Here is a 20,440-nt window from a genome sequence, read left to right as displayed (position 1 = left end):
CCCTTGTATTTAGGGTGTTTTTAAAACGGAAACATAAAACAACAATAAACAGTCTTAATGGGAGTAGACAATTGAAGAGTCAAGTTGCAATAGCTGTTTCAGCAGCGCTGTTATCCATGTCATGCCATACCCAGGCCGCGCCGTTGAGCGTTTCAGATCCATTTATTTCTTCAGATCTGCTTAGTGCATCCAGCGGTCGCAAAGGACAACAGCAAGAGATGGGGCGACATAAGTTTGTCAGGGAACCAGGACTTGCTGAGGGGAAATACACTTATATAGTGCGCCTTAAAGATCCCTCTGTGGCGAATTATGCCGGTGGTATTGCCGGGCTTGAAGCCACCAGTCCACAGCGAAGTCAAGGGTTGGCGTCCCAAAAGGCCCCCAAGCTGAATACCGCCAGTGTGGCGGTGAAGTCCTACGTGAAGTATTTGAATGCCAAGCAACAGAACTTTTTAATGAGTGCTGCGGCCCAAGGGGTTCAGTTACAGGCTAAGGTCAGGTATCACTATGCCTTTAATGGGCTGGCGGTCACCATGGATCAGCAGCAGGCAGAAGCCCTGTCCAAGTTACCCGAAGTAGCTTTCATTGAGCGGGAAAGCCTTTATTCAATGGATACCGACAGCAGCCAGAACATGATAGGTTCTCCCAAAGTGTGGGACGGCAGTGCTACAGGGACTCAGGCTATGGGGGAAGGGGTCATAGTCGGGGTGATCGATTCGGGGATCAACAGTGATCATCCATCCTTTGCGGATATTGGGGGTGATGGTTATGACCATACCAATCCCTGGGGACAAGGTGTCTACGTCGGTGACTGTGCGGTAGAGTTCTCTGACATGTGTAACGATAAGCTGATCGGAGTCAGAAGTTATCCTGAGATTACCGATAGTTATGATGATGGGGAGGTCTTTGGTCCAACACCTCCTGCCAAGAATGGTGAGGATTATGGTGGTCATGGTTCTCACACTGCCGGTACGGCAGCGGGAAATATCCTTAAGAATGTCCCTTATGTTGTCGGTGAGGTCGGTGAGGCTCAAGGGGATGGCATTGAGACCGGACTCGAGTTTACACAAATCTCCGGGGTCGCTCCCCATGCCAATATTGTTGCCTATCAGATCTGCCGTCCGGGCAACAATGGCGATAGATACTCAGGTTGCCCCACATCGGCGATTCTCAAGGCGTTGGATGATGCCATTGCCGACGGAGTGGATGTGATCAACTATTCCATCAGCGGCGGTGGTTTCCCTTGGGCTAGTTCCACTGAAATGAGCTTCCTGGCAGCCCGTAATGCCGGCATTTTCTCTGCCGTATCGGCCGGAAATACCTCTGCATCGGTTAATCAAGTTCCCTTTTCTTCACCCAAGAATGCGCCTTGGTATACCTCAGTCGCGGCATCAACCCATAACCGCGAAGTGCGCTCCACTCTCGAATTCAACGGTGACCTGCTGGATTACACTCAGGGAACCGGGCCGGTGATTACTACAGACATCAGCGCACCTTTGGTGTACGCCGGTGACTTGGCTGCTGATAATTTCGAAGGTTGCAACGCCTTTGCCGCCGATGCGTTCAAGGAGCAGTTGGCGCTGATTAAGCGCGGCGGCTGTAACTTTGCCGACAAGGTCAATAATGCCAAAGAGGCGGGTGCAGTAGGGGTTATTGTCTTTAACAAAGACGGTGAAGGCAACGTCAGAAACAAGATGTCCGGACTTGGTAACACCAGTATCCCTTCTGTTTTCATCGGCAATATTGACGGTTTGGCCGTCGTGGATGCGCTGGCGGCTACGCCAGGCTTGGTGGCCAAAATCAATGCCACTCCATCGGCCGTTGAGCGTCAGGCCGATGTGTTGGGAAGTTTCTCTCTACTTGGACCAAACCGTTACTTCGACGTGATTGCGCCGTCGATTTCAGCTCCGGGTGTGGACATCTATGCCGCTTACGCCGATGAACAGTATGGCCATGAAGTGACAGGTACTGATCCTGCTGATTATACCCTGATGTCCGGTACTTCTATGTCGAGTCCTCATGTGGCGGGCGCTGGGGCGCTGCTGAAGTCGGCTCATCCAGAGTGGACGCCGGATAATATCCGTTCAGCCTTGATGCTGACAGCAACAACAGCCAGTGCCATGACCAAGGCAGATGGTAAAACTACCGCGGATCCGTTTGATGTGGGAGCCGGTCGGATACGGGTGGATTTGGCCGCCAAGACTGGGCTTATCATGGATGAGTTGGCGGACAACTATGAGTTTGCCAACCCAGAGCTCGGTGGTGATCCAAGACGTTTGAATCTTCCCAGTATGTCCAGTAGCCAATGTGTTAATAGTTGCAGCTGGAAGCGAAAAGTCACGGCTACCAAAGATGGCGTATGGAGCGCTGCCGGAGTAGCGACGACTGAAGGGTTGAAAATAACGGTTTCACCAGAAAACTTCACTCTGACCAAAGGGCAGTCGCAGGTGGTGACTGTCACCGCCGATATCACTGGGGTGAGCTCAAGTGATTGGGCGTTTGGTAATCTGCTGTTGACCTCGAGCAACCACCCTGATGCGGCTATGCCTGTGGCGGTTAAAGCTGCCCGTGATAACTTGCCGGACAGCTTTACCATCAGGGCGGGACGAGATGCTGACGAGCTGACTTTCAACGAGCTTAAATCGCTTGATATGACTGGACTGGATGCAGAAGTCTCTGCCTTGGCACTGGCCGACAGTTTTGAGGCGGTATTGAAGCAAGATTCAAATGTTGGTAGCTTCCTGGACGACATTACTGATGGTGTCGCCTTCGTTGCCTACAGGGTTGAAGAGGGGGCAAAGCTGTTTAATACGACTATTACTGCCACCAATTCCCCGGATTTGGATCTCTATGTGGCGATAGACAGAGACAGTGACGGGTCGTTGGATGCCCTTGTCGGCCAATCGGCCAGAGCTGGTTCTGATGAATCTGTCAGTATCAGTAATCCAGAAACCGGTGACTATTATATCTTTGTGCAAAACTATGAGGCTTCAGCCGCCAATGCCGAAGATCCCTTCACCCTGAAAACTTCTGTGGTAGAGGCAGGTCCGGCTCAGGACAATTTTACTCTGACCAAGACAGGTGACAACGAGGAGTTCTCACTGAAGTTCGCCTGGAAGGATAATTTTGCCGCTAGCGACCTGGGTTATGCTGTGGTAACTCTGACGTCCAGTGATGCCAATGTCGCCGCCAAGAACTTGCCGGTTGCTTTCAACCGGGTCGTTGATGATGTGCAGATGCCTGCGGCCAGTGTACTCAGTGGTGAGATGACCCCTGGGCAGCCAGTAACCATGACTGTAACTATCGCTGCCAATACTTCCCTTGAGGCTCGGGAGTATCAGCTCAAGGCCATGGTGCCGGAAGGGCATGAAGTCACGGCTATCAGCGACCAAGGGGAGCTGGCTCAAGGAGTATTGAGTTGGACTCATGTGATGCAAACTGGCGATCCGGCCAAAACACTGAGTTTCAAGTTTATCCCGCGTAAACAGGGGCTGGGTAATAAGCTGATACTGAGCAATACCGTTGTCAATGATACCGCCGAGGTATTGACTCAGGAGTATCTGTTTGATGTCAAAGAAGGTGCTCCTGTTATCAAAGTCAATGCACCCGACCGAGTGGCAGAGCGTAATAGCTTTGTTATCGATGCATCAGCCTCGGCCGATCCCAATGGTGATTCGGTCAGCTATCACTGGACTCAGATCGCCGGCGCGCCGCTGAAGTTTGACAGCTCGGCGGCCAAGTTGGAGCTGACAGCGCCTGAAGTGGGTGGTCCTGGCGATTTGCTGACTTTCAATCTGAAGGTGAGTGACTCCAAGGGTAATAGCACCACGGAAACGGTCAGCATAGTGGTGTTTGACTGGGAGCGTGACAGTGGTGGTTCACTGGGATGGTTGTCACTGTTGTTGCTGCCTTTAGGCTGGCTGCGCAGGAAATCGAGCTAAGGAAGGTGCGAACAAAGTCCTATGTGTGCTCTGCGTCGGCTTACAGGCCTGGATGCAAGGTGTGGCTCGCAGCAAATGGCTTTAGTCCTTTGCAATAAGCACTTCCCCGAGTCTTAAACTGAAAAAGGCTGCCAATTTGGCAGCCTTTTCTTTATCTGTTGTTAAGGTTTTACTGCCCTGACAATTGGGTTTTGCAGGCTTATCAGGGTTTCGGTGGACTGAATTTCATCTATCGACTGGATACGATTAATCAGCACGTGTTGCAGGGCATCGATGGACTGGCACATTACTTTGACAAACACACTGTAATTGCCTGTGGTGTAGTAGGCTTCGACCACTTCTTCCAGCTCATTGAGCTTTGAGATGGCGGCGGGGTAGTCACCGGCACTCTTGAGATTGATGCCGATAAAACAGCAGACGTCATAGCCCAGAGCTTTGGGGTTTACCGATATTTGGGCTCCGGTGATAATACCTGCCTGTTTCATCTTTTCTACCCTGACATGAATTGTGCCTGCGCTGACGCTGAAGCGTTTGGCCAGCTCGGCAAAAGGAGTTCGTGCATCCTGCATCAGGGCTTCCAGGATCTGATTGTCCAGTTGATCTCTTTGAAATGATGTATCCACAGCATCACGCCTAAATTGCTTATAATCAGGCATGAATTTACGTGTTTTATTGTAAAATTGCCAGTCTTAAGGCGACTTTTGGCTCAACATCTAGGGTGATGTTAGCGGTTATTGTTCGCCTTCGGGCGTGAGAAAAGGCACAGGTGCACTGAAGCTCATGGGGTCACCCGAGTAGGGATGCTGGATGCTGAGGCTGGCGGCGTGCAGCAGCAATCTGGGAGCCAATCTTTTTGCCCAGGAGTCGGCGTAGAAACCATCGCCCAGAATGGGATGGCCCAGCGCCATCATATGCACCCTGAGTTGGTGTGAACGCCCTGTGATGGGGATCAGCTTGACCAGAGTTGAATAGCGTCCCTTGCTGATCACCTCATAGTGAGTCAGTGACGGCTTACCCACTTGATGGTCGACTTTCTGTCTGGGCCTGTTGGGCCAATCGCAAATGAGTGGCAGTTCTATACTGCCTTGGTTGGCCTTGATATGACCGGCGACTCTGGCGTAGTAACTCTTTTGGGTTTCCCTGTCTCGAAACTGGCGTTTCAGCTCACGCTCGGCACTGCGCCTCAGTGCCAATAAGAGTACGCCCGAGGTGGCCATGTCCAGGCGGTGAACCACTTGTGCTTGCGGATGTTCGGCCAACACTCTGGCATAGGCGCTGTCGTGATGGGCCGGATCCCGTCCGGGAACCGAGAGCAGTCCCGAAGGTTTATTGATGACTATGATGTCCTTGTCCTGGTAGAGAATATCCAGCCAAGGCTCGGTTGGTGGATTGTAGACAAAATCTGACATGTCATGGCCTCAATGAAAATGGACGGCAAAGATAACCGCGGCTGTCGGCAGATGCAAGCTCTTGGGCGTTGTTGCATCCAGGCGCGTAAGCCAACGCAGAGCATCATGGGGCTTGTCCATATCTTACCTGGGTTAATTTGAGTGCTTTACTTCTCTTTTACAACCGCGGCAATTAGTATCTTAGTGTTTGAATTGGAAATGGATTGGTATGGGAAGGCGTTCAGGTTACCTGTTGGAAGATTGGTTGGTTGACCCTCAGATGAGTACGTTGAGCCGCGAAGAGGCTCAAGTACGGCTCGAACTCAGGGTGATGCAGGTATTGCTGTGTCTTATCCATCATGCCAACACCTTGGTGACCCGAGAGATGTTGATCCAGGAGGTTTGGCACGGCGGTATTATCACGGATAACGCCATCAACCGCATTATCGGTTTGCTGCGCCAGCATCTGCAGGATAATCCCAGAGCGCCACGTTTTATCAAGACTGTGCCCAAACAGGGCTATGTACTAATAGCGAAAGTGCGTGAAACGACACTCGATGACGATTCGCCGGACGAACTTTTGCCAATAAAACCGATAGGTGCCGAGACTGAGCAAAAGATAGCTGCAGGCGGCAGCAAGTGGGGCTATTGGGGCGGCGCCTTCGGAGTGCTGGCAGCGGGTATCGCCAGTTGGCTCTATCTGGCACCGGCCCAGGAAAACCCCCAGCTTGAGTTGACCGATGTGGCCATCCGGCGTCTGACTCCACTGACTTCACTCAATGGTCAGGAGGTGGACCCCAGTCTGTCCCCCGATGGCAGTATGCTGGCGTTTTCCTATCGGGAACTGAACGCCGATAAATGGCATATTGAGCTGATGTCACTCGGCGACAGGGTCATCAAAACCATTCCTGTTGTGGGTGATTACAGTCTGCGCTACCCGGCCTGGCGCCACGATGGCAAGGCCTTGGCTTATTTGGCGTTCAGTGAAACTCAGGGCTGCCGTATCATGTTGACAGAGCTGACTGACGAAGGGATGCGCAGCCGCATAGTCAGCCAGTGTCATCAGACGACACAGTCTACCAGCATCGCCTGGAGCCCATCGAACCGCTCGCTGTTTTATGTCGATGCCGATGGGGTCGAAGGCTTCAAACGCATTTTTCTGCTCAGCCTCAGCGATGGCCGGCGTCAGCAGTTGAGTCAACCTCATGTGGTGGGGCGCGGCGACTATGCGCTGGCTTTGTCTCCCGACGGTCACAGTCTGGCGGTGCTGCGCAGTATCAACTGGTTTGATACTCAGATCTTACTCTTTGATATTGAATCCGGTGATTGGCAAAACCTGCAGCGGGTGGGGTATCCACTGCGTAGTATCGCCTGGGATAAAGGCGGCAACGCCTTGGTATACAGAGGTGAGGAGGGGCAACTTCACCGTTTGCAACTCAAACCCCGCAAGTTAACCCGGCTGACGAGTGTGTTGCAGGAAATCAATTCTCCCTCGGCCAATAGTGGTGGACGCATGGCGGCAGTTGTCGGCGAACTGTTTGAAGAGGAGATCTGGTTCTGGTCCTCGCCCTTCGATGAGGCTTCCAAGCCGCAGCGCTTTGTGGCGTCCAGTCGCCGTGATACCGCCGGTACCTTGCGCCACGATGGCAAGGAGTTGATCTTTGTTTCCAATCGCAGCGGCTTGCCACAACTATGGCGTCGGGATGAACAGGGCACCGAGAAACAGCTGAGTCGCCTGAGCACTTTTTCCCATATAGATGAACTCAGTTATTCAGCCGACGACAAGCTGGTTGCCGGTAGTCTCAACCAACAGGTGTTTGTCCTTAACCCTGAAAACGGTGAACTCAAGTTTTTCCCTCAACTGGGCAATGTCCGGAATGTCAGCTGGGGGCGCAGCAGTAATGAATTGCTGGCAGCGGTTAGTGTTGATGGTCGCTGGCAGATAAACAGCCTGCTGTTGGACAGTGGTGAGCAGCAATCCTTACTGACAGATGGCTTTTCTGCCAAATACGCCGCCGACGGTACTCTTTATTTTACCCGCCTGTACAAGAAAGGGATTTGGCGCCTGAAGCAGGGCGTCGAAGAACTCTTTTATGACCAATATACTCCTCACTTCGGCAGCAGTTGGCAACTGGCTTCCGAGGCACTCTGGTTGCTGCGGCCCAACGACAATGCTATGGGCATCCTCAAGATAGATCTCCATACAGGTAAGAGAGAGGAGCGCGACATTCCGATGGAGAAAGTTTCCCCAAGATTGCTGTCAGTGACAGATGACGGCCAGATATCGCTGGCGTTACTGGGGCCTGCCAATACCGATATAGTTGAAGTAATTAACTGATTTATAAGACATCACCTTTCCGTCACCTTTTCATTATGGTGCTTTTCTCTGCCTGAGATAGCTTTAGGGACAAGCTTGATTGCCTGACCACCAAAGCGCTTGGTTTTTACCCTGAGTACCGAGCTAAACGGTTAAAGCAATCTCGGGCGCAGCTTGCGCCCACCCCTTCCCAGCAGGAGAAAAGATGATGAAAAGTTTGAATCAGTTTGTGAAAAATGCGATTGGGTTTGCCTTGCTTTCTACTCTGTTTGCTTTACCGCTACTGCTGGCGTCGACACCCACCAAGGGCAAGGATGAAGTCAATACGCCATCTCTGTGTGAGCCGTATCCAGAGTGTGTGATTTACAAGATCCCCGATGAGTCCATCAATCTATAACCATCAATGGAGGCCATCATGTTGCAGGTAACTCTCTATTTGGTCGGTTCACTGAGCGCTTTTGTATTGGTGTACTACCTGTTTTTAAACTTGGTTCTTGCGTCCGAAGAATCAAGGTTGCTCGACCCGAAGGACAAATAACCCTCCCTTTCCAAGCTAAAGGGGCACGGTATTAACCGCGCCCCTTTTTATTCATCTGCAAGCTTAGGAGAAGCTGTGACCGCCCACATGCATAATGCAAAAGGTCCAGACCACGAAAGCCAGAATGCCGTGTACCAAAGCGTAAAAAGCCTGATCCAGGCGACGTAAGCCGGCGGCTTGCCAGATAAGGTGCAGGTGCAGCCCCAGCACCAGGGGAAACAGTAGCAACAAGGGATAAAGGGCGAATGGGCTGGCATCTCCCAGCAGAGGCCGGGTCAACAGTGACCAGAGCACCATAAAGGCGGTGATCAGCGGGGGCAGGGCAAGCCGATACTGCTCGGGATAGGGAAACATTAAAGGTCCTTGATACAGCTGAATAAAGGCGGATCAGCGGACGGCTCTGGCAATCAATTGCGCCTTGGCTTGCAGCATTCCCGTTTCTCCGCCGGGCATATGGCCTTCAAAGTAATGTAAAGTCTCGAATTTGGCAAATCTGTGTTGTAGCTCACCCTCATTCAGTAAAAAGTCCGGGTTGCTGGGACGGCCGAACTTGGCCTGTTCTCGAGTAAAGGTTTCGTAAAACAGCAGGCCTCCAGGCTTGAGTTGTTTGGCAATCCAGGGCAGCGAAGGACGATGTAAATAGTTGAACACCAATACCACGTCGAAAGGGCGCAGATCGGGCTTGTCACCCTGCTCGAGGTTCCATTCCAGGAATTGGCAGTGAGGAAACTGGCGCCAGAGCTCATCGAAGCTCTCGGGGTTGCGGTCGATGAAGGTGACCTCGGCGCCCTGTTTGGCAAACCAATGACCGTTGCGCCCTGAGCCGCATGCCAGGTCCAGCACTCTGAGCTCAGGTGTTATCTCAGTGTGCCGGTCAAAGGCGGTAATCAGTTCTGCGGTATTCATCCTTTGATCTCCTTGCGACTGTCGATTCTGCGTCTATGAACTATAGAGTAATGCCGCAAGCCCGCAGGCCCGTGTGACACTATGACCGAAAGTAAAACCACAGTCACAAGTAATTCACTCTTGTAGGCTGCCAGGGGAATAAACAACAGGATTAGCAGCAGCTTCATCAGGGTCAACACCCCTTTTAGTTGAATAAGCCAGCGCCAATCCCGGACTATCTCCCACAGCATCAGGCAACTGCCGCTGGCCATGGTCATGATCCAATAGAGCTGCCAGCTTTCTCTGGGGACCGACAGCAAAATACCGCCACCGGCACCGACTATTCCCAAAATGTGCAGGGCTCTGAGGCTGGTCTTACAAAGGCGTTGTAGCCAAAACTGCTTTTCTGACATCTGTGTTTTTGCCATGGCGATGATATTTGTGATCCAGAGTACAAATTTTTCGTTAGCTTAGCAGTATTCACTGATTGGCGACTATGCTTGATCTTGTATTTGTCGAGTCTTCTCACATGGAAATACAGAACATCAAAACGTTAACTTCGTCAGTTATACGGTACGCTGACCGTGATTTGTATCAATATGTGACCAGCTAATCTGCAAAAGTGCACAGAAATGCGGATAGCTGTCTGCAGCAGGAAATTTTTTGTGACTCAGTTAAATATATGACTAAAGGGGTAGTGATATCTTCTGCCGTGGGAGATATGACGTGCTACAGCCTTGGTAATTGGTATAAAAAACTAAAAAGTACTGTAGTACGAAATAGCTATATATGAGTATGTGAAATAATATGGTGGAGGAACACTTTATGTTCACGGGAGCACTTAAAAAAACAGCACTGGCTGCTCTGATTTCCGGCATGATGGCCGGTACAGCTTATGCCGGCGCAGATGTATTGGCGGATTTTCATGGTGAGATGGGCGGTTGCGATACTTGCCACGTTTCCGAGAAAGGCCCAACCGATGACAACCTGACCCATGAGAACGCTCAGTGCGTTAGCTGCCACGGTGATCTGAATGAGATCGCTGCCGGTGAAAAAGATCTGAAAATTTCTCCACACAAGTCTCACCTTATCGGTGAAATCGCTTGTACTTCTTGCCACATCGGCCATGAAAAATCAGTGGCATACTGTGACGCTTGCCATAGCTTCGGCTTCGATATGCCATTCGGCGGTAAGTGGGAGCGTAAGTTCGTTCCTATCGACGTGCAGAAAGATGCTCAAGACAAAGCCATCGCAGCTGGTCCTCGTGAAACTACTGACGTGGTTATCATAGGTTCTGGTGGTGCCGGTCTGGCCGCCGCAGTATCTGCCCGCGACAACGGTGCCAAAGTTATTCTGCTGGAAAAAGAACCTGTTGCTGGTGGTAACACCAAGCTGGCTGCCGGCGGTATGAACGCTGCTGAAACCAAGCCTCAAGCGGCTCTGGGTATTAAAGACAAGAAAGAGATCATGATTGAGGACACCATGAAAGGTGGCCGTAACATCAACGATCCTGAGCTGGTTAAAGTACTGGCCAACAACTCTTCCGACTCTATCGACTGGTTGACCGCTATGGGCGCCGACATGAATGACGTAGGTCGTATGGGTGGTGCAAGTGTAAACCGTAGTCACCGTCCAACTGGTGGTGCCGGTGTGGGTGCTCACGTAGCTCAGGTTCTTTGGGACAACGCTGTTAAGCGCGGTACCGATATCCGTCTGAACAGCCGCGTTGTTCGCGTACTGAAAGATGATTCAGGTAAAGTGACCGGCGTTCTGGTTGAAGGTAAGTACACTGGTTACTACGTGATCAAGGCTGATGCCGTGGTTATGGCTACCGGTGGTTTTGCCAGAAACAACGACCGCGTTGCCAAGTACGACCCTAAACTGAAAGGTTTTGCTGCTACCAACCATCCTGGTGCAACCGGTGACGGTCTGGACGTTGCCATGCAAGCCGGTGCCGATACCCGCGATCTGGAATGGGTACAGGCTCACCCAACTCTGTCTCCACGTGGTGGTGTGATGGTAACTGAGGCCGTACGTGGTAACGGTGCTATCCTGGTTAACCGCGAAGGTGACCGTTTCGTCAACGAAATCACTACTCGTGACAAGGCTTCTGCAGCCATCCTGCAACAGAAAGGTGCCAGTGCCTTCCTGGTGTTCGATGACTCAGTTCGCAAGAGCTTGAAGAAGATTGAAAACTATGTCCATCTGGGCATTGTTGATGAAGGTAAGACCCCTGAAGAACTGGCCAAGAAGATTGGTGTTCCAGGTGCGGAACTGGCCAAGACTATCGCCAGCTACAACGGTTTCGTGAAGTCTGGCAAAGACACTCAATTCGAGCGTCCTAACCTGCCTCGTGAACTGGGTACTGCTCCTTACTACGCCATCGAAGTTAAGCCAGCTGTACACCACAGCATGGGTGGCGTGAAGATCGATACCAAGACTGAGGTTAAAGCCAAAGACGGTCATCTGATCCAGGGTATGTATGCTGCCGGTGAAGCTACCGGTGGTGTTCACGGTGCCAACCGTCTGGGTGGTAACGCCATCTCTGATATCGTGACCTTCGGTCGTATCGCCGGTGCTGAAGCTGCCAAGTACGCTAAAGAGCACTAGGCCAAGCTAATTCTCCGATAGCACGGAGTCGGGGCGTTTGAGCCCCTATTAAAAAAGCGGACTGTCAGGAGTCCGCTTTTTTCTTTTTATTGCGCTGCATCATGTTTCCGGTGAGATAGCTATTGCCAGGCAAAGACAAGTTTAAGTAATTCACTTACACTTTTAGCTACCATTCCAATTACCGGGTCATAAATAGCATGAAGATAGGTTTTTTTAGCGCCAAGCGTTACGACATGCAGCATTTCAACCGTACCAATGAAGCCTTCGGGGCGCAAATTGAGTACTTTGATGTGCGCCTATGTATGCAAACAGTGAAACTGGCTTACGGATTCGAAGTGATCTGCGCCTTCGTCAACGATGAACTCAATGAAGAGGTGTTGACAGAACTGGCTGTCAACGGCACCAGGATCATCGCCATGCGCTGTGCCGGCTTTAATAATGTCGACCTGGATGCGGCCAAACGTCTGGGTATGAATGTTGTCAATGTCCCGGCTTACTCTCCAGAATCTGTAGCCGAACATACGGTCGCCCTGATATTGACCCTGAACCGCAAGATCCATAAGGCGTATCAACGCACCCGGGATGCCAACTTCTCTCTCGAAGGGTTAGTGGGCTTCAACATGTTCGGTAAGACAGTGGGCGTGGTCGGCACAGGGAAAATCGGTATTGCTACCATCAAGGTCTTGCTGGGCTTTGGCTGTAAAGTACTGGCGTTTGACCCTTATCCCAACCCGCAAGTAGAGACGCTGGGGGCTCGTTATGTCACCCTGGATGAGATGTACCAACAGAGCGATATCATCAGTCTTCATTGCCCGCTGACGGCGGAAAACCGCCATCTGCTCAACGCAGACAGCTTTGCCAAGATGAAGCCGGGCATGATGGTGATTAACACCAGTCGTGGTGGCTTGCTCAACGCCATAGATGCCATGGAAGCGCTCAAGCTCGGACAGATAGGTTCGCTGGGGTTGGACGTGTATGAGAACGAGAAAGAGCTGTTTTTTGAAGATAAGTCCAATGAAGTGATCCAGGACGATGTGTTCCGGCGTTTGTCGGCTTGCCACAACGTGATCTTTACCGGTCACCAGGCGTTTTTGACCGAAGAGGCCTTGGGCGCCATCGCCCACACCACACTGTCCAATGTACAGAAACTCCTCAGCGGTGAGCGTTCGGGTAACGAGCTTTTCTAAGGAAGGTACGAATAAGTCCCATGTGTGCTCTGCGTCGGCTTACAGGCCTGGATGCACGTGGTTCGCAGCAAATGGCCCTAGTCCTTTGCAAGAATTCTCTAAAGATAAATACTGACACCCGACTCCCCGATTGCTAGATTGAAATAACCGCATCGGGGAGATGCTCATAGGGAGGTGTCATGCTGGTTACACAGAGTCTTCATCAACTGCCGACGGCAAGCGGCAGCATGCAAACCCGGGTCTATCGTCCCGATAGTGAGGGTTGTTTTCCCGCCATCATTTTTTACTCGGAAATTTTTCAGGAAACCGCGCCAATAAGCCGCATGGCTTGCATGCTGGCCGGTCACGGTTTTGTGGTATTGGTGCCGGAGATTTTTCACGAACTCAATCCGCCGGGCACTGTGCTTGGTTATGATGACAGTGGCAAGGACAAAGGCAACAGCGACAAGCTGAGCAAGCCATTGGAAGCCCACGATGATGATACTCAGGCGCTGGTGGATTTTATTCGGGCTCAGCCCTGGAGCCGCGGACGGATTGGTGCCATGGGCGTCTGTGTTGGCGGCCACCTGGCATTTCGCGCCGCCCTTAATCCCGATATCGCAGCGGCATTTTGTCTCTACGCCACAGATATTCACAGCGGCGCTATCCCGAGTGCGCCGGGGAATGACTCTCTGAGCCGCTGCCGGGATATTCGTGCCGAATTGGTGCTTATCTGGGGCAAGCAGGACCCCCATGTGCCGAGTGAAGGGCGCAGGCTCATCCAGCAAAGGTTGGAACAATGCCAGACCTTATACAGCTGGCAGGAACTCAATGCCCAGCACGCCTTTATGAGGGATGGCGATCCCCGTTATGACCCGGCGTTGGCGTTGCAGATGTATCAGCAGGCGTTAGCGTTGTTTCAGCGCAGGCTCAGTTAATCCTGCTTGGGTAACTGCTCCGGTGTTGTCTCTTGTGCCTGCGGCGCCGAGGCATTGCCGGGTGCCAGCTTCAGTACGGCTTTTTGCAGTATCAGGTTGTTGGGGTAGGTAACAGTATCGCCGTTGTCGCGGCGGATAAGCACGTGAAACAGCCCCACTTCCAACAATACCCCGGTAATATCCTCATCCTTGTCGACAACTTTGATCCGCTCACCGACCTTGTAGGGAAACACGAAAAAGATCAGCACCCCGGCGGTGAGGTTACTCAGTATCGACCACTGGGCCACCAAAGCCACCCCCAGCACGGCAAATGCCGAAGACACGAACAGTGAAACTTCCTGATAGCCGAGTCCCAGAGAAACGGCCATCAACGATAGAGTGACAAAGAACAACAGATAGCTGATAAAGCGGGTCACCAGGCTGGTGCGGGCGGCGCTGACCTGTTTCTTGTCCGCCAGGGTTTGCACCGCATTTTTCAGCGCCCGCTGCAGAAAGAAAAACACCCCGAGATAGAGGCAGGCAATCAGAATATTGTGAGTCATATGGCGTTTGCTTCTGTGAGAAATAAGGCGTTTGCTGGCATACTAGCGACTTTGTCACAGGGGATAAACTCCCCAACCGAGAATTATTCAAGCATGTCAGATTATCGCACCTTAGTGCAGCAACAGGATGAATGGGGCAGCGTCGCTGTCCTTGATGATGGCGACTGTCGGATCTTGGCCTTCGGCGAACACGACGAGCAGAGCAAACTGTTGAAAAAGGCTCCCCATGTACCGCAGCACACCTATGTGCAGGCCATGCTGCTGGCGCTTTTGTACCTCAAACCCAAGAGCGCCATTATTTTGGGGCTGGGCGGCGGCGCCTTGGTGCATGCGCTGAGGCATTTTGATGCCGCTATCAAGCTGACAGCGGTCGAGTTGCGCCCCCTGGTGCTGGAGTTGGCCAAGAGCCATTTTCAATTGCCACTGTCGAAAAAGTTGAACCTTATCAATCAGGATGCCAATCAGTTTCTGGCCAGTGCCGAGCACAAGAAGGTAGATATTATCTTCGCCGATCTTTACGGCTCTGAAGGCGTTGACGCCGGTCAGCTGAGCCAAACCTTTATCGAGCAGAGCCTGGCGCTGCTCAAGAGTGAGGGTTTGCTGGTGCTCAACTGCTGGAAAGAGCACAGTCAGGACAGAGGCCTGCTGGCGCGCCTGCAGCAGCATTTCCCCGATGTGCGTGCCTGTCTCACGGGGGGAGGCAACTGGGTAGTGTTTGCCTCAAGGACACCGAAAAACTTTACCAGTGCCGGGCTAAAGCAGGGCGCCGCCGGCTTGTCTGCTGTTCTGGACTGCGATCTCGGCCGCTCCCTCAGTCGCTTCGAACTCTGGCAGTAGGCTAATTTGTAAGGGATTGTTAAGGACGCTGGTCCGTAAAAGCCCTGATGTTATATTTGTCTGCCCTCATTAACGATAAGCAGTACAAATGAATAAAAACAAAAGATTAGCTGTAAAACTTCTGACCCTATCTTGCCTTATGGGCGCTGGGACGATACAGGCCGAACAGTATGAGTTTGCCACTCAAGTCGCCCCGGCCAACACCTTGGTGATGTTCCAGCATCAGGATGGCACCCTCTACTCGGCCGCAGGCTTGCAGGCAGATACCCGCAAACAACTGCAGCGCGCCATTACTGCCGCTAACTTCACAGGCCAGGAGGGCGATCTGCTCGAATTGCTGGCCCCCATTGGTACCCAAGCTGAGCGCCTGTTGCTGCTCGGGCTTGGGGATGCTGAACTGACGCCGGGGAAGACAGCTTTGCTGGGGGGCAAGCTGTCAAATCATCTGGAAGCCGTCAAACAACCCAAGGTGGCTGTCTGGGCCGCTGATATCCCCAATAGCCAAGGGTTTATCGCCGAATTGACCCAGGGGATCTCCCTGGCAAGCTACCGCTATCGTGACTTTACGGCCAAGCCGCGCACCGAAAAACAGTACTATTTTGCGGTCGCCGAGCCCAAGGTAGCCGAGACTAATCACCTCAAGTCAGCAGCGATTGCCGATGGCGTGGTGCTGGCGCGGGATCTGACCAACAAACCTGCCGCCGAACTCTATCCCGAGTCCTTTGCCGATGCGGCCAAGGAACTCAAGCGTTTTGGCGTCAAGGTTAAGGTGTTGGAGCCCAAAGACCTGGCCAAGCTCAATATGGGGGCGCTGCTGGCCGTGGGCAAAGGCAGTGAGCGTGGCCCAAGGTTGGTAGTGGCACACTGGCAAGGCAGTGATGATGCTCCGGTGGCGCTGGTGGGGAAGGGGATTACCTTTGACTCGGGCGGTTATAACATCAAGGCGACCGGCACCTCGATTGCACGGATGAAGTCAGATATGGCCGGCGCCGCCACAGTGTTGGGAACGGTCAAGGCCATGGCCGCCGCCAAGGCGCCGGTTAACCTGGTGGGTATCATGCCGCTGGCGGAAAACATGGTCTCGGGCCGTGCGATGATCCCCGGGGATGTGATCAAGACTGCCCAGGGGCTGACGGTTGAAGTCCTCAATACCGACGCCGAAGGACGTCTGGTGCTGGCCGATGGTCTTTGGTATGCCCGCGAGCAATACCAACCACAAGTGATAGTGGACGTGGCGACCCTCACAGGCTCCAAGGTGCGTGCCCTAGGGGTGGAATATGCCGGCCTGTTCAGTGACTCGGAACCTTTGGTGCAGCAACTGACCTATGCGGGGCAGCAGGTAGGGGAAAAACTGTGGCGCCTGCCGCTGGACCCGGCCTACGGCGAAGAGTTGCATTCCAGCATAGCGGACTTAACCAACACAGGCCGTGAAGGTAGCGCCGGGGCTTCTTCGGCGGCGATGTTTCTCAAGCGTTTTGCCGGTGAGCAACCCTGGGCTCATCTGGACATTGCCGGTAATGCCCTGGTCAGGAGCGACACTCAGTTGGCTCCGGCCGGAGCTACCGGTTATGGTGTACGCCTGCTGAGCCATTGGTTGGAACAGAATAAGTTCAGTGATAACCAATAGATCAATAACTTGCTCGGGAGCGAAGGGTAATCGCTTTTTTCGCTCCCGATACAAGTTCCTCTGAAAAACCGATTAAGGCAACAGCTTTTATCCGTTATCTTATTTTAAACCCTTTGGTTAATATGACTTCCATCGACGGGCAGCAATGAAGTTGACCCGGACAATTCAAACTGAAAATGGGAGCATACAATGACTCAGTCAATCATCAACTCTGTAATCAAACCCTTTAAAGCTACCGCCTTCCACAAAGGTGAATTCGTTGAGCTGACCGAACAGGATCTGCTGGGCAAGTGGTCTGTAGTTTTCTTCTATCCAGCCGACTTTACCTTCGTTTGCCCAACTGAACTGGGTGATATGGCTGACCACTACGAAAAACTGCAAGCTATGGGCGTTGAAGTTTACTCTGTGTCTACCGACAAGCACTTTACTCACAAGGCATGGCACGATACTTCCGACACCATCAACAAGATCCAATTCCCAATGATAGGTGACCCAACCGGTGAAATCAGCCGTAACTTCGGTGTGCTGGTTGAGGAAGACGGTGTCGCCCTGCGCGGTACTTTCGTCAGCAACCCTGAAGGTGAAATCAAAGTCGCTGAAATCCATGACCTGGGTATCGGACGTAGTGCCAGCGAACTGGTTCGTAAGATCCAAGCTGCTCAATATGTTGCTACTCACGACGGCGAAGTTTGCCCAGCCAAGTGGCAGCCAGGCGACGAAACTCTGGCTCCTTCTCTGGACCTGGTTGGCAAAATCTAAACTGCCAGTCTGACCCAGAAGGCTCCGAACCTCCCCCTGCAAGGGTTCGGAGCCTCTTTCCCCGCACTATTTCTGTTTTCCTTTAGTCTGATTCTGGAGTCATCATGTTGGATGCGAATCTGAAAAATCAACTGCAAACCTATCTGCAGAACCTCAAGCAACCAGTTGAACTTGTCGTATCTGCAGATGAAAGCCCAAAGTCCAAAGAGCTGTTGGCTCTGGCACAGGATATTGCCTCGCTGTCTTCCCTGGTCAGTGTGACCGAGCAGTCATTGTCCCGTACCCCGGCGATGCAAGTTACCTCAATCAAGGGCTCTGACATACGTTTTGCCGGTTTGCCCATGGGGCACGAATTTACCTCACTTGTGCTGGCTCTGTTGCACACAGGTGGGCATCCCATCAAGCTGGAGGCCGAGCTGATCGAGCAGATCCGCAGCCTGCCAGGGGAATATCATTTTGAAACTTTTGTCTCTCTGAGCTGCCAGAACTGCCCGGATGTGGTGCAGGCGCTCAATATGATGGCGGCGATCAACCCGCGGATCAGCAATACCATGATAGATGGTGCCTTGTTCCAGGATGAGGTTGAGCAGCGCAATATCATGGCCGTGCCTTCGGTTTATCTGAACGGCGAGCCTTTCTCTGCCGGCCGCATCAGCCTGAAAGAGATACTCAATAAACTGGATACCAATGCCTCTGCCCGCCAGGCCGAGAGCCTTAACCAGCGTAAGCCCTACGAAGTGCTGGTGGTTGGCGCCGGGCCTGCCGGGGCATCAGCCGCCATCTACGCCGCCCGTAAGGGACTGCGCACTGGGCTGTTGGCCGACAAGTTCGGTGGCCAGGTCAGCGAAACCGTCGGCATTGAAAACTTTATTTCGGTCAAGGCGACTGAAGGCCCCAAGTTGGTGGCAAATCTGGAAGAGCATGTTCGCGACTATGAAGTGGATGTGATGGATAACCAGAAGGCGGTTCGTCTCGGCAGCAATGGTCTCTATGAAGTGGAACTGGAAAATGGTGCCCTACTCAAGAGCCGTACTGTCCTGTTGGCCACAGGGGCTCGCTGGCGGGAAATGAATGTCCCCGGTGAGCAGGAATATCGTGGCCGCGGTGTGGCTTATTGTCCTCACTGTGATGGCCCGCTGTTCAAGGGTAAACGGGTTGCGGTGATTGGCGGCGGTAACTCGGGTATCGAGGCGGCTATCGATCTGGCCAACATAGTTGAGCATGTGACTGTACTCGAGTTTGACAGTAAATTGCGCGCCGATGATGTGCTGCAGCGCAAGGCCAAATCTATGGGTAACATCACTATTATCACCCAGGCGCAAACGACTGAAGTCCTTGGTGATGGCAGTCGGGTTATCGGCCTTAACTACACAGACAGAGCCAGTGGCGAGCAGCATAATATTGCGCTGGCAGGTATCTTTGTGCAGATAGGTCTGGTGCCCAATACTGAATGGTTGCGTGGTACTGTGGAGTTGACCCCGCGCGGTGAAATCATTGTCGATGAACGCGGTCAGACTTCATTGCCAGGGGTGTTTGCCGCCGGTGACGTGACTAACTCGGCCTACAAGCAGATCATCATCGCTATGGGTAGCGGTGCGACCGCCTCTCTGGGAGCCTTTGACTACCTGATCCGCCATTCAGAGGATGAATCGGCAGCGGCTTGATGGGTTAACCACTCAACAGCCTTTAGCAACACAGAAGCCGGCCAAGTGCCGGCTTCTTTTTGTTCTAAGGAAGGGGGCGAACAAGTCCCATGTGTGCTCTGTGTCGGCTTACAGGCCTGGATGCAAGGCGTGGTTAGCAGCAAATGGCCCTACTCCTTTGCAAGAAGCACTTCCCTAAGGTAAACCTTTGGTTCAGCTGAGCGTCAGTCTCTGTGGGTTAATTTAAACCGTTTAGGGTCAATGCCGGTTGGTGGAAAATGACCTTGCCACTCGATTGCCTTGGCATTCCGGGTTTGGAGTAAATAACAATGTCTGCATCTTATTTGGTAAAGAGCGCCTTGTTGCCTTTGCTGTTGGGTTTGGAGAGTCTCGGCGGCTGCGCCGATATTCTCTGCTCTGCCCGTTCTGACGAAGCGGTTGCCGATGGTTGGCAGGAGCACAATCAGTGTGTGCGTCAGGCGGAAGACAACTTACGTCGTCATCAGCAGGAACAGCAAAGGCAGCAGGATACCGCGACGCGCCAGGCGCTGAAAGAGGCATTGGCGCAGCATAAGTGAGTCTTAGGTTCACCCATGTATCCACAATAAAAAACCGGCTTTACTGGTTTTTTTGTTTTCAGCCCCTAAACCACCTACTTCAGTAGGTGGTTATCATCAATTTAGGCTTGGCCTGTAAAGGCTACCCATGCTAATTGCTCTTTTGATTTTTAGCGAAGTCAAAGGACAAAAAGCATGAGTAGATACGAGCAAGCATCGCATGTGTATTGGCGATGTCAATATCATATAGTTTGGACTCCAAAGTACCGTTTTAGGATTCTCAAAAACAAAGTAGGTAAGGAGGTTTACCGCTGTATTCACGTTTACAGTGAGTAACTTGGGTGCAAAGTAGTAGAGTTAAATGTTCAGGTAGACCATGTTCATTTAGTTATAAAAGTTCCGCCAAAGTTATCGATATCAAGACTGATGGGAGCGCTCAAAGGCAAAATAGCACTAAAACTATTTAGTAAATATCCATACTTGAGGAAGAACAAAATGTGGGGTAACCATTTTTGGCAGCGAGGATACTTTGTCGATACGGTTGGAATAAATGAAGAGATAATAAGGCGTTATGTCCGGCATCAAGAGAAAGAAGAAAAGCAGGAGCAAACTCAGTTAACGCTGGAGTAAACAACGCCCCCTTTGAGGGGGCATATACAAAGCCACCTTCTTCAGAAGGTGGATTCTTTACT

The 20,440-nt window shown here is 52.2% G+C and carries 17 protein-coding genes and 1 pseudogene; 12 read left to right on the top strand and 6 right to left on the bottom strand.

Annotated features, from left to right (window positions below):
• The first annotated feature begins 71 nt into the window (after positions 1–71).
• Positions 72–3,941, top strand: a complete 3,870-nt coding sequence (locus ACMHXH_RS01505) for a S8 family serine peptidase (RefSeq protein ID WP_335912351.1) — start codon at positions 72–74, stop codon at positions 3,939–3,941.
• A 161-nt stretch (positions 3,942–4,102) separates the two neighbouring features.
• On the opposite strand, the gene asnC is transcribed toward ACMHXH_RS01505, so the two are convergent.
• Both asnC and rluA read right to left on the bottom strand, forming a co-directional pair.
• On the bottom strand, positions 4,103–4,564 hold the full coding sequence (gene asnC, locus ACMHXH_RS01500; protein WP_039035065.1) for a transcriptional regulator AsnC: 462 nt from the start codon (positions 4,562–4,564) through the stop codon (positions 4,103–4,105).
• Positions 4,565–4,672: 108 nt separating this feature from the next.
• The gene (gene rluA / locus ACMHXH_RS01495) at positions 4,673–5,350 is read right to left on the bottom strand and encodes a bifunctional tRNA pseudouridine(32) synthase/23S rRNA pseudouridine(746) synthase RluA (RefSeq protein ID WP_039035058.1); all 678 of its coding nucleotides are present in this window, start codon (positions 5,348–5,350) and stop codon (positions 4,673–4,675) included.
• Between the two features lie 208 nt (positions 5,351–5,558).
• Here rluA and ACMHXH_RS01490 point away from each other — a divergent pair, with 208 nt between their 5' ends.
• Positions 5,559–7,667 (top strand): winged helix-turn-helix domain-containing protein, encoded by a 2,109-nt coding sequence (locus ACMHXH_RS01490; RefSeq protein ID WP_039035057.1) that lies wholly within the window; start codon positions 5,559–5,561, stop codon positions 7,665–7,667.
• A 184-nt stretch (positions 7,668–7,851) separates the two neighbouring features.
• Positions 7,852–8,043 carry a hypothetical protein gene (locus tag ACMHXH_RS01485; protein WP_039035056.1) on the top strand — a complete coding sequence of 64 codons (192 nt, stop codon included), beginning with the start codon at positions 7,852–7,854 and terminating at the stop codon, positions 8,041–8,043.
• 204 nt (positions 8,044–8,247) lie between these two features.
• Here ACMHXH_RS01485 and ACMHXH_RS01480 read toward each other — a convergent pair whose 3' ends face one another.
• The 3 genes from ACMHXH_RS01480 to ACMHXH_RS01470 are packed head-to-tail and all read right to left on the bottom strand — an operon-like array spanning position 8,248 to position 9,497.
• Complete coding sequence (locus ACMHXH_RS01480; protein ID WP_028779462.1) at positions 8,248–8,538, bottom strand: hypothetical protein; 291 nt, start codon at positions 8,536–8,538, stop codon at positions 8,248–8,250.
• A gap of 33 nt (positions 8,539–8,571) precedes the next feature.
• Positions 8,572–9,090: a class I SAM-dependent methyltransferase gene (locus tag ACMHXH_RS01475; RefSeq protein WP_162206738.1), complete on the bottom strand. Its 519-nt coding sequence runs from the start codon at positions 9,088–9,090 to the stop codon at positions 8,572–8,574.
• Positions 9,087–9,497: a hypothetical protein gene (locus ACMHXH_RS01470; RefSeq protein ID WP_039035054.1), complete on the bottom strand. Its 411-nt coding sequence runs from the start codon at positions 9,495–9,497 to the stop codon at positions 9,087–9,089. Before ACMHXH_RS01470 ends, ACMHXH_RS01475 begins: the two co-directional genes overlap by 4 nt.
• A 397-nt stretch (positions 9,498–9,894) precedes the next feature.
• Here ACMHXH_RS01470 and fccA point away from each other — a divergent pair, with 397 nt between their 5' ends.
• From fccA to ACMHXH_RS01455, 3 genes are all read left to right on the top strand, one after another.
• The gene (fccA, locus tag ACMHXH_RS01465; RefSeq protein ID WP_039035053.1) at positions 9,895–11,679 is read left to right on the top strand and encodes a fumarate reductase flavoprotein subunit FccA; all 1,785 of its coding nucleotides are present in this window, start codon (positions 9,895–9,897) and stop codon (positions 11,677–11,679) included.
• 197 nt (positions 11,680–11,876) lie between these two features.
• Positions 11,877–12,866: a 2-hydroxyacid dehydrogenase gene (locus ACMHXH_RS01460; RefSeq protein WP_233962637.1), complete on the top strand. Its 990-nt coding sequence runs from the start codon at positions 11,877–11,879 to the stop codon at positions 12,864–12,866.
• Positions 12,867–13,045: 179 nt separating this feature from the next.
• Positions 13,046–13,783, top strand: a complete 738-nt coding sequence (locus tag ACMHXH_RS01455; RefSeq protein ID WP_221050484.1) for a dienelactone hydrolase family protein — start codon at positions 13,046–13,048, stop codon at positions 13,781–13,783.
• Here ACMHXH_RS01455 and ACMHXH_RS01450 read toward each other — a convergent pair.
• The gene (locus ACMHXH_RS01450; RefSeq protein WP_039035050.1) at positions 13,780–14,325 is read right to left on the bottom strand and encodes a mechanosensitive ion channel family protein; all 546 of its coding nucleotides are present in this window, start codon (positions 14,323–14,325) and stop codon (positions 13,780–13,782) included. The genes ACMHXH_RS01455 and ACMHXH_RS01450 overlap by 4 nt on opposite strands.
• 93 nt (positions 14,326–14,418) lie before the next feature.
• Here ACMHXH_RS01450 and ACMHXH_RS01445 point away from each other — a divergent pair, with 93 nt between their 5' ends.
• The 6 genes and pseudogenes from ACMHXH_RS01445 (at position 14,419) to tnpA (ending at position 20,378) form a co-directional block, all read left to right on the top strand.
• A complete protein-coding gene (locus tag ACMHXH_RS01445; RefSeq protein WP_039035049.1) occupies positions 14,419–15,162 on the top strand; it encodes a spermidine synthase in 744 nt (247 codons plus the stop codon).
• An 88-nt stretch (positions 15,163–15,250) separates the two neighbouring features.
• On the top strand, positions 15,251–16,789 hold the full coding sequence (locus tag ACMHXH_RS01440; protein ID WP_405130410.1) for a leucyl aminopeptidase: 1,539 nt from the start codon (positions 15,251–15,253) through the stop codon (positions 16,787–16,789).
• Positions 16,790–16,978: 189 nt separating this feature from the next.
• Positions 16,979–17,548 (top strand): alkyl hydroperoxide reductase subunit C, encoded by a 570-nt coding sequence (gene ahpC, locus ACMHXH_RS01435; RefSeq protein ID WP_028779456.1) that lies wholly within the window; start codon positions 16,979–16,981, stop codon positions 17,546–17,548.
• Positions 17,549–17,652: 104 nt separating this feature from the next.
• Positions 17,653–19,212 carry an alkyl hydroperoxide reductase subunit F gene (gene ahpF, locus ACMHXH_RS01430; protein WP_071476541.1) on the top strand — a complete coding sequence of 520 codons (1,560 nt, stop codon included), beginning with the start codon at positions 17,653–17,655 and terminating at the stop codon, positions 19,210–19,212.
• A gap of 308 nt (positions 19,213–19,520) precedes the next feature.
• Positions 19,521–19,769: a hypothetical protein gene (locus ACMHXH_RS01425; protein WP_039035046.1), complete on the top strand. Its 249-nt coding sequence runs from the start codon at positions 19,521–19,523 to the stop codon at positions 19,767–19,769.
• A gap of 174 nt (positions 19,770–19,943) precedes the next feature.
• Positions 19,944–20,378: pseudogene (gene tnpA, locus ACMHXH_RS01420) on the top strand (IS200/IS605 family transposase).
• Positions 20,379–20,440 lie beyond the last annotated feature (62 nt).

Source organism: Shewanella sp. BJSY2023SW001 (assembly GCF_047314685.1).
Taxonomy (GTDB): domain Bacteria; phylum Pseudomonadota; class Gammaproteobacteria; order Enterobacterales; family Shewanellaceae; genus Shewanella; species Shewanella indica.
The sequence above is the reverse complement of the archived record's forward strand: the minus strand, read 5'-3'. Positions and strand labels throughout refer to the sequence as shown.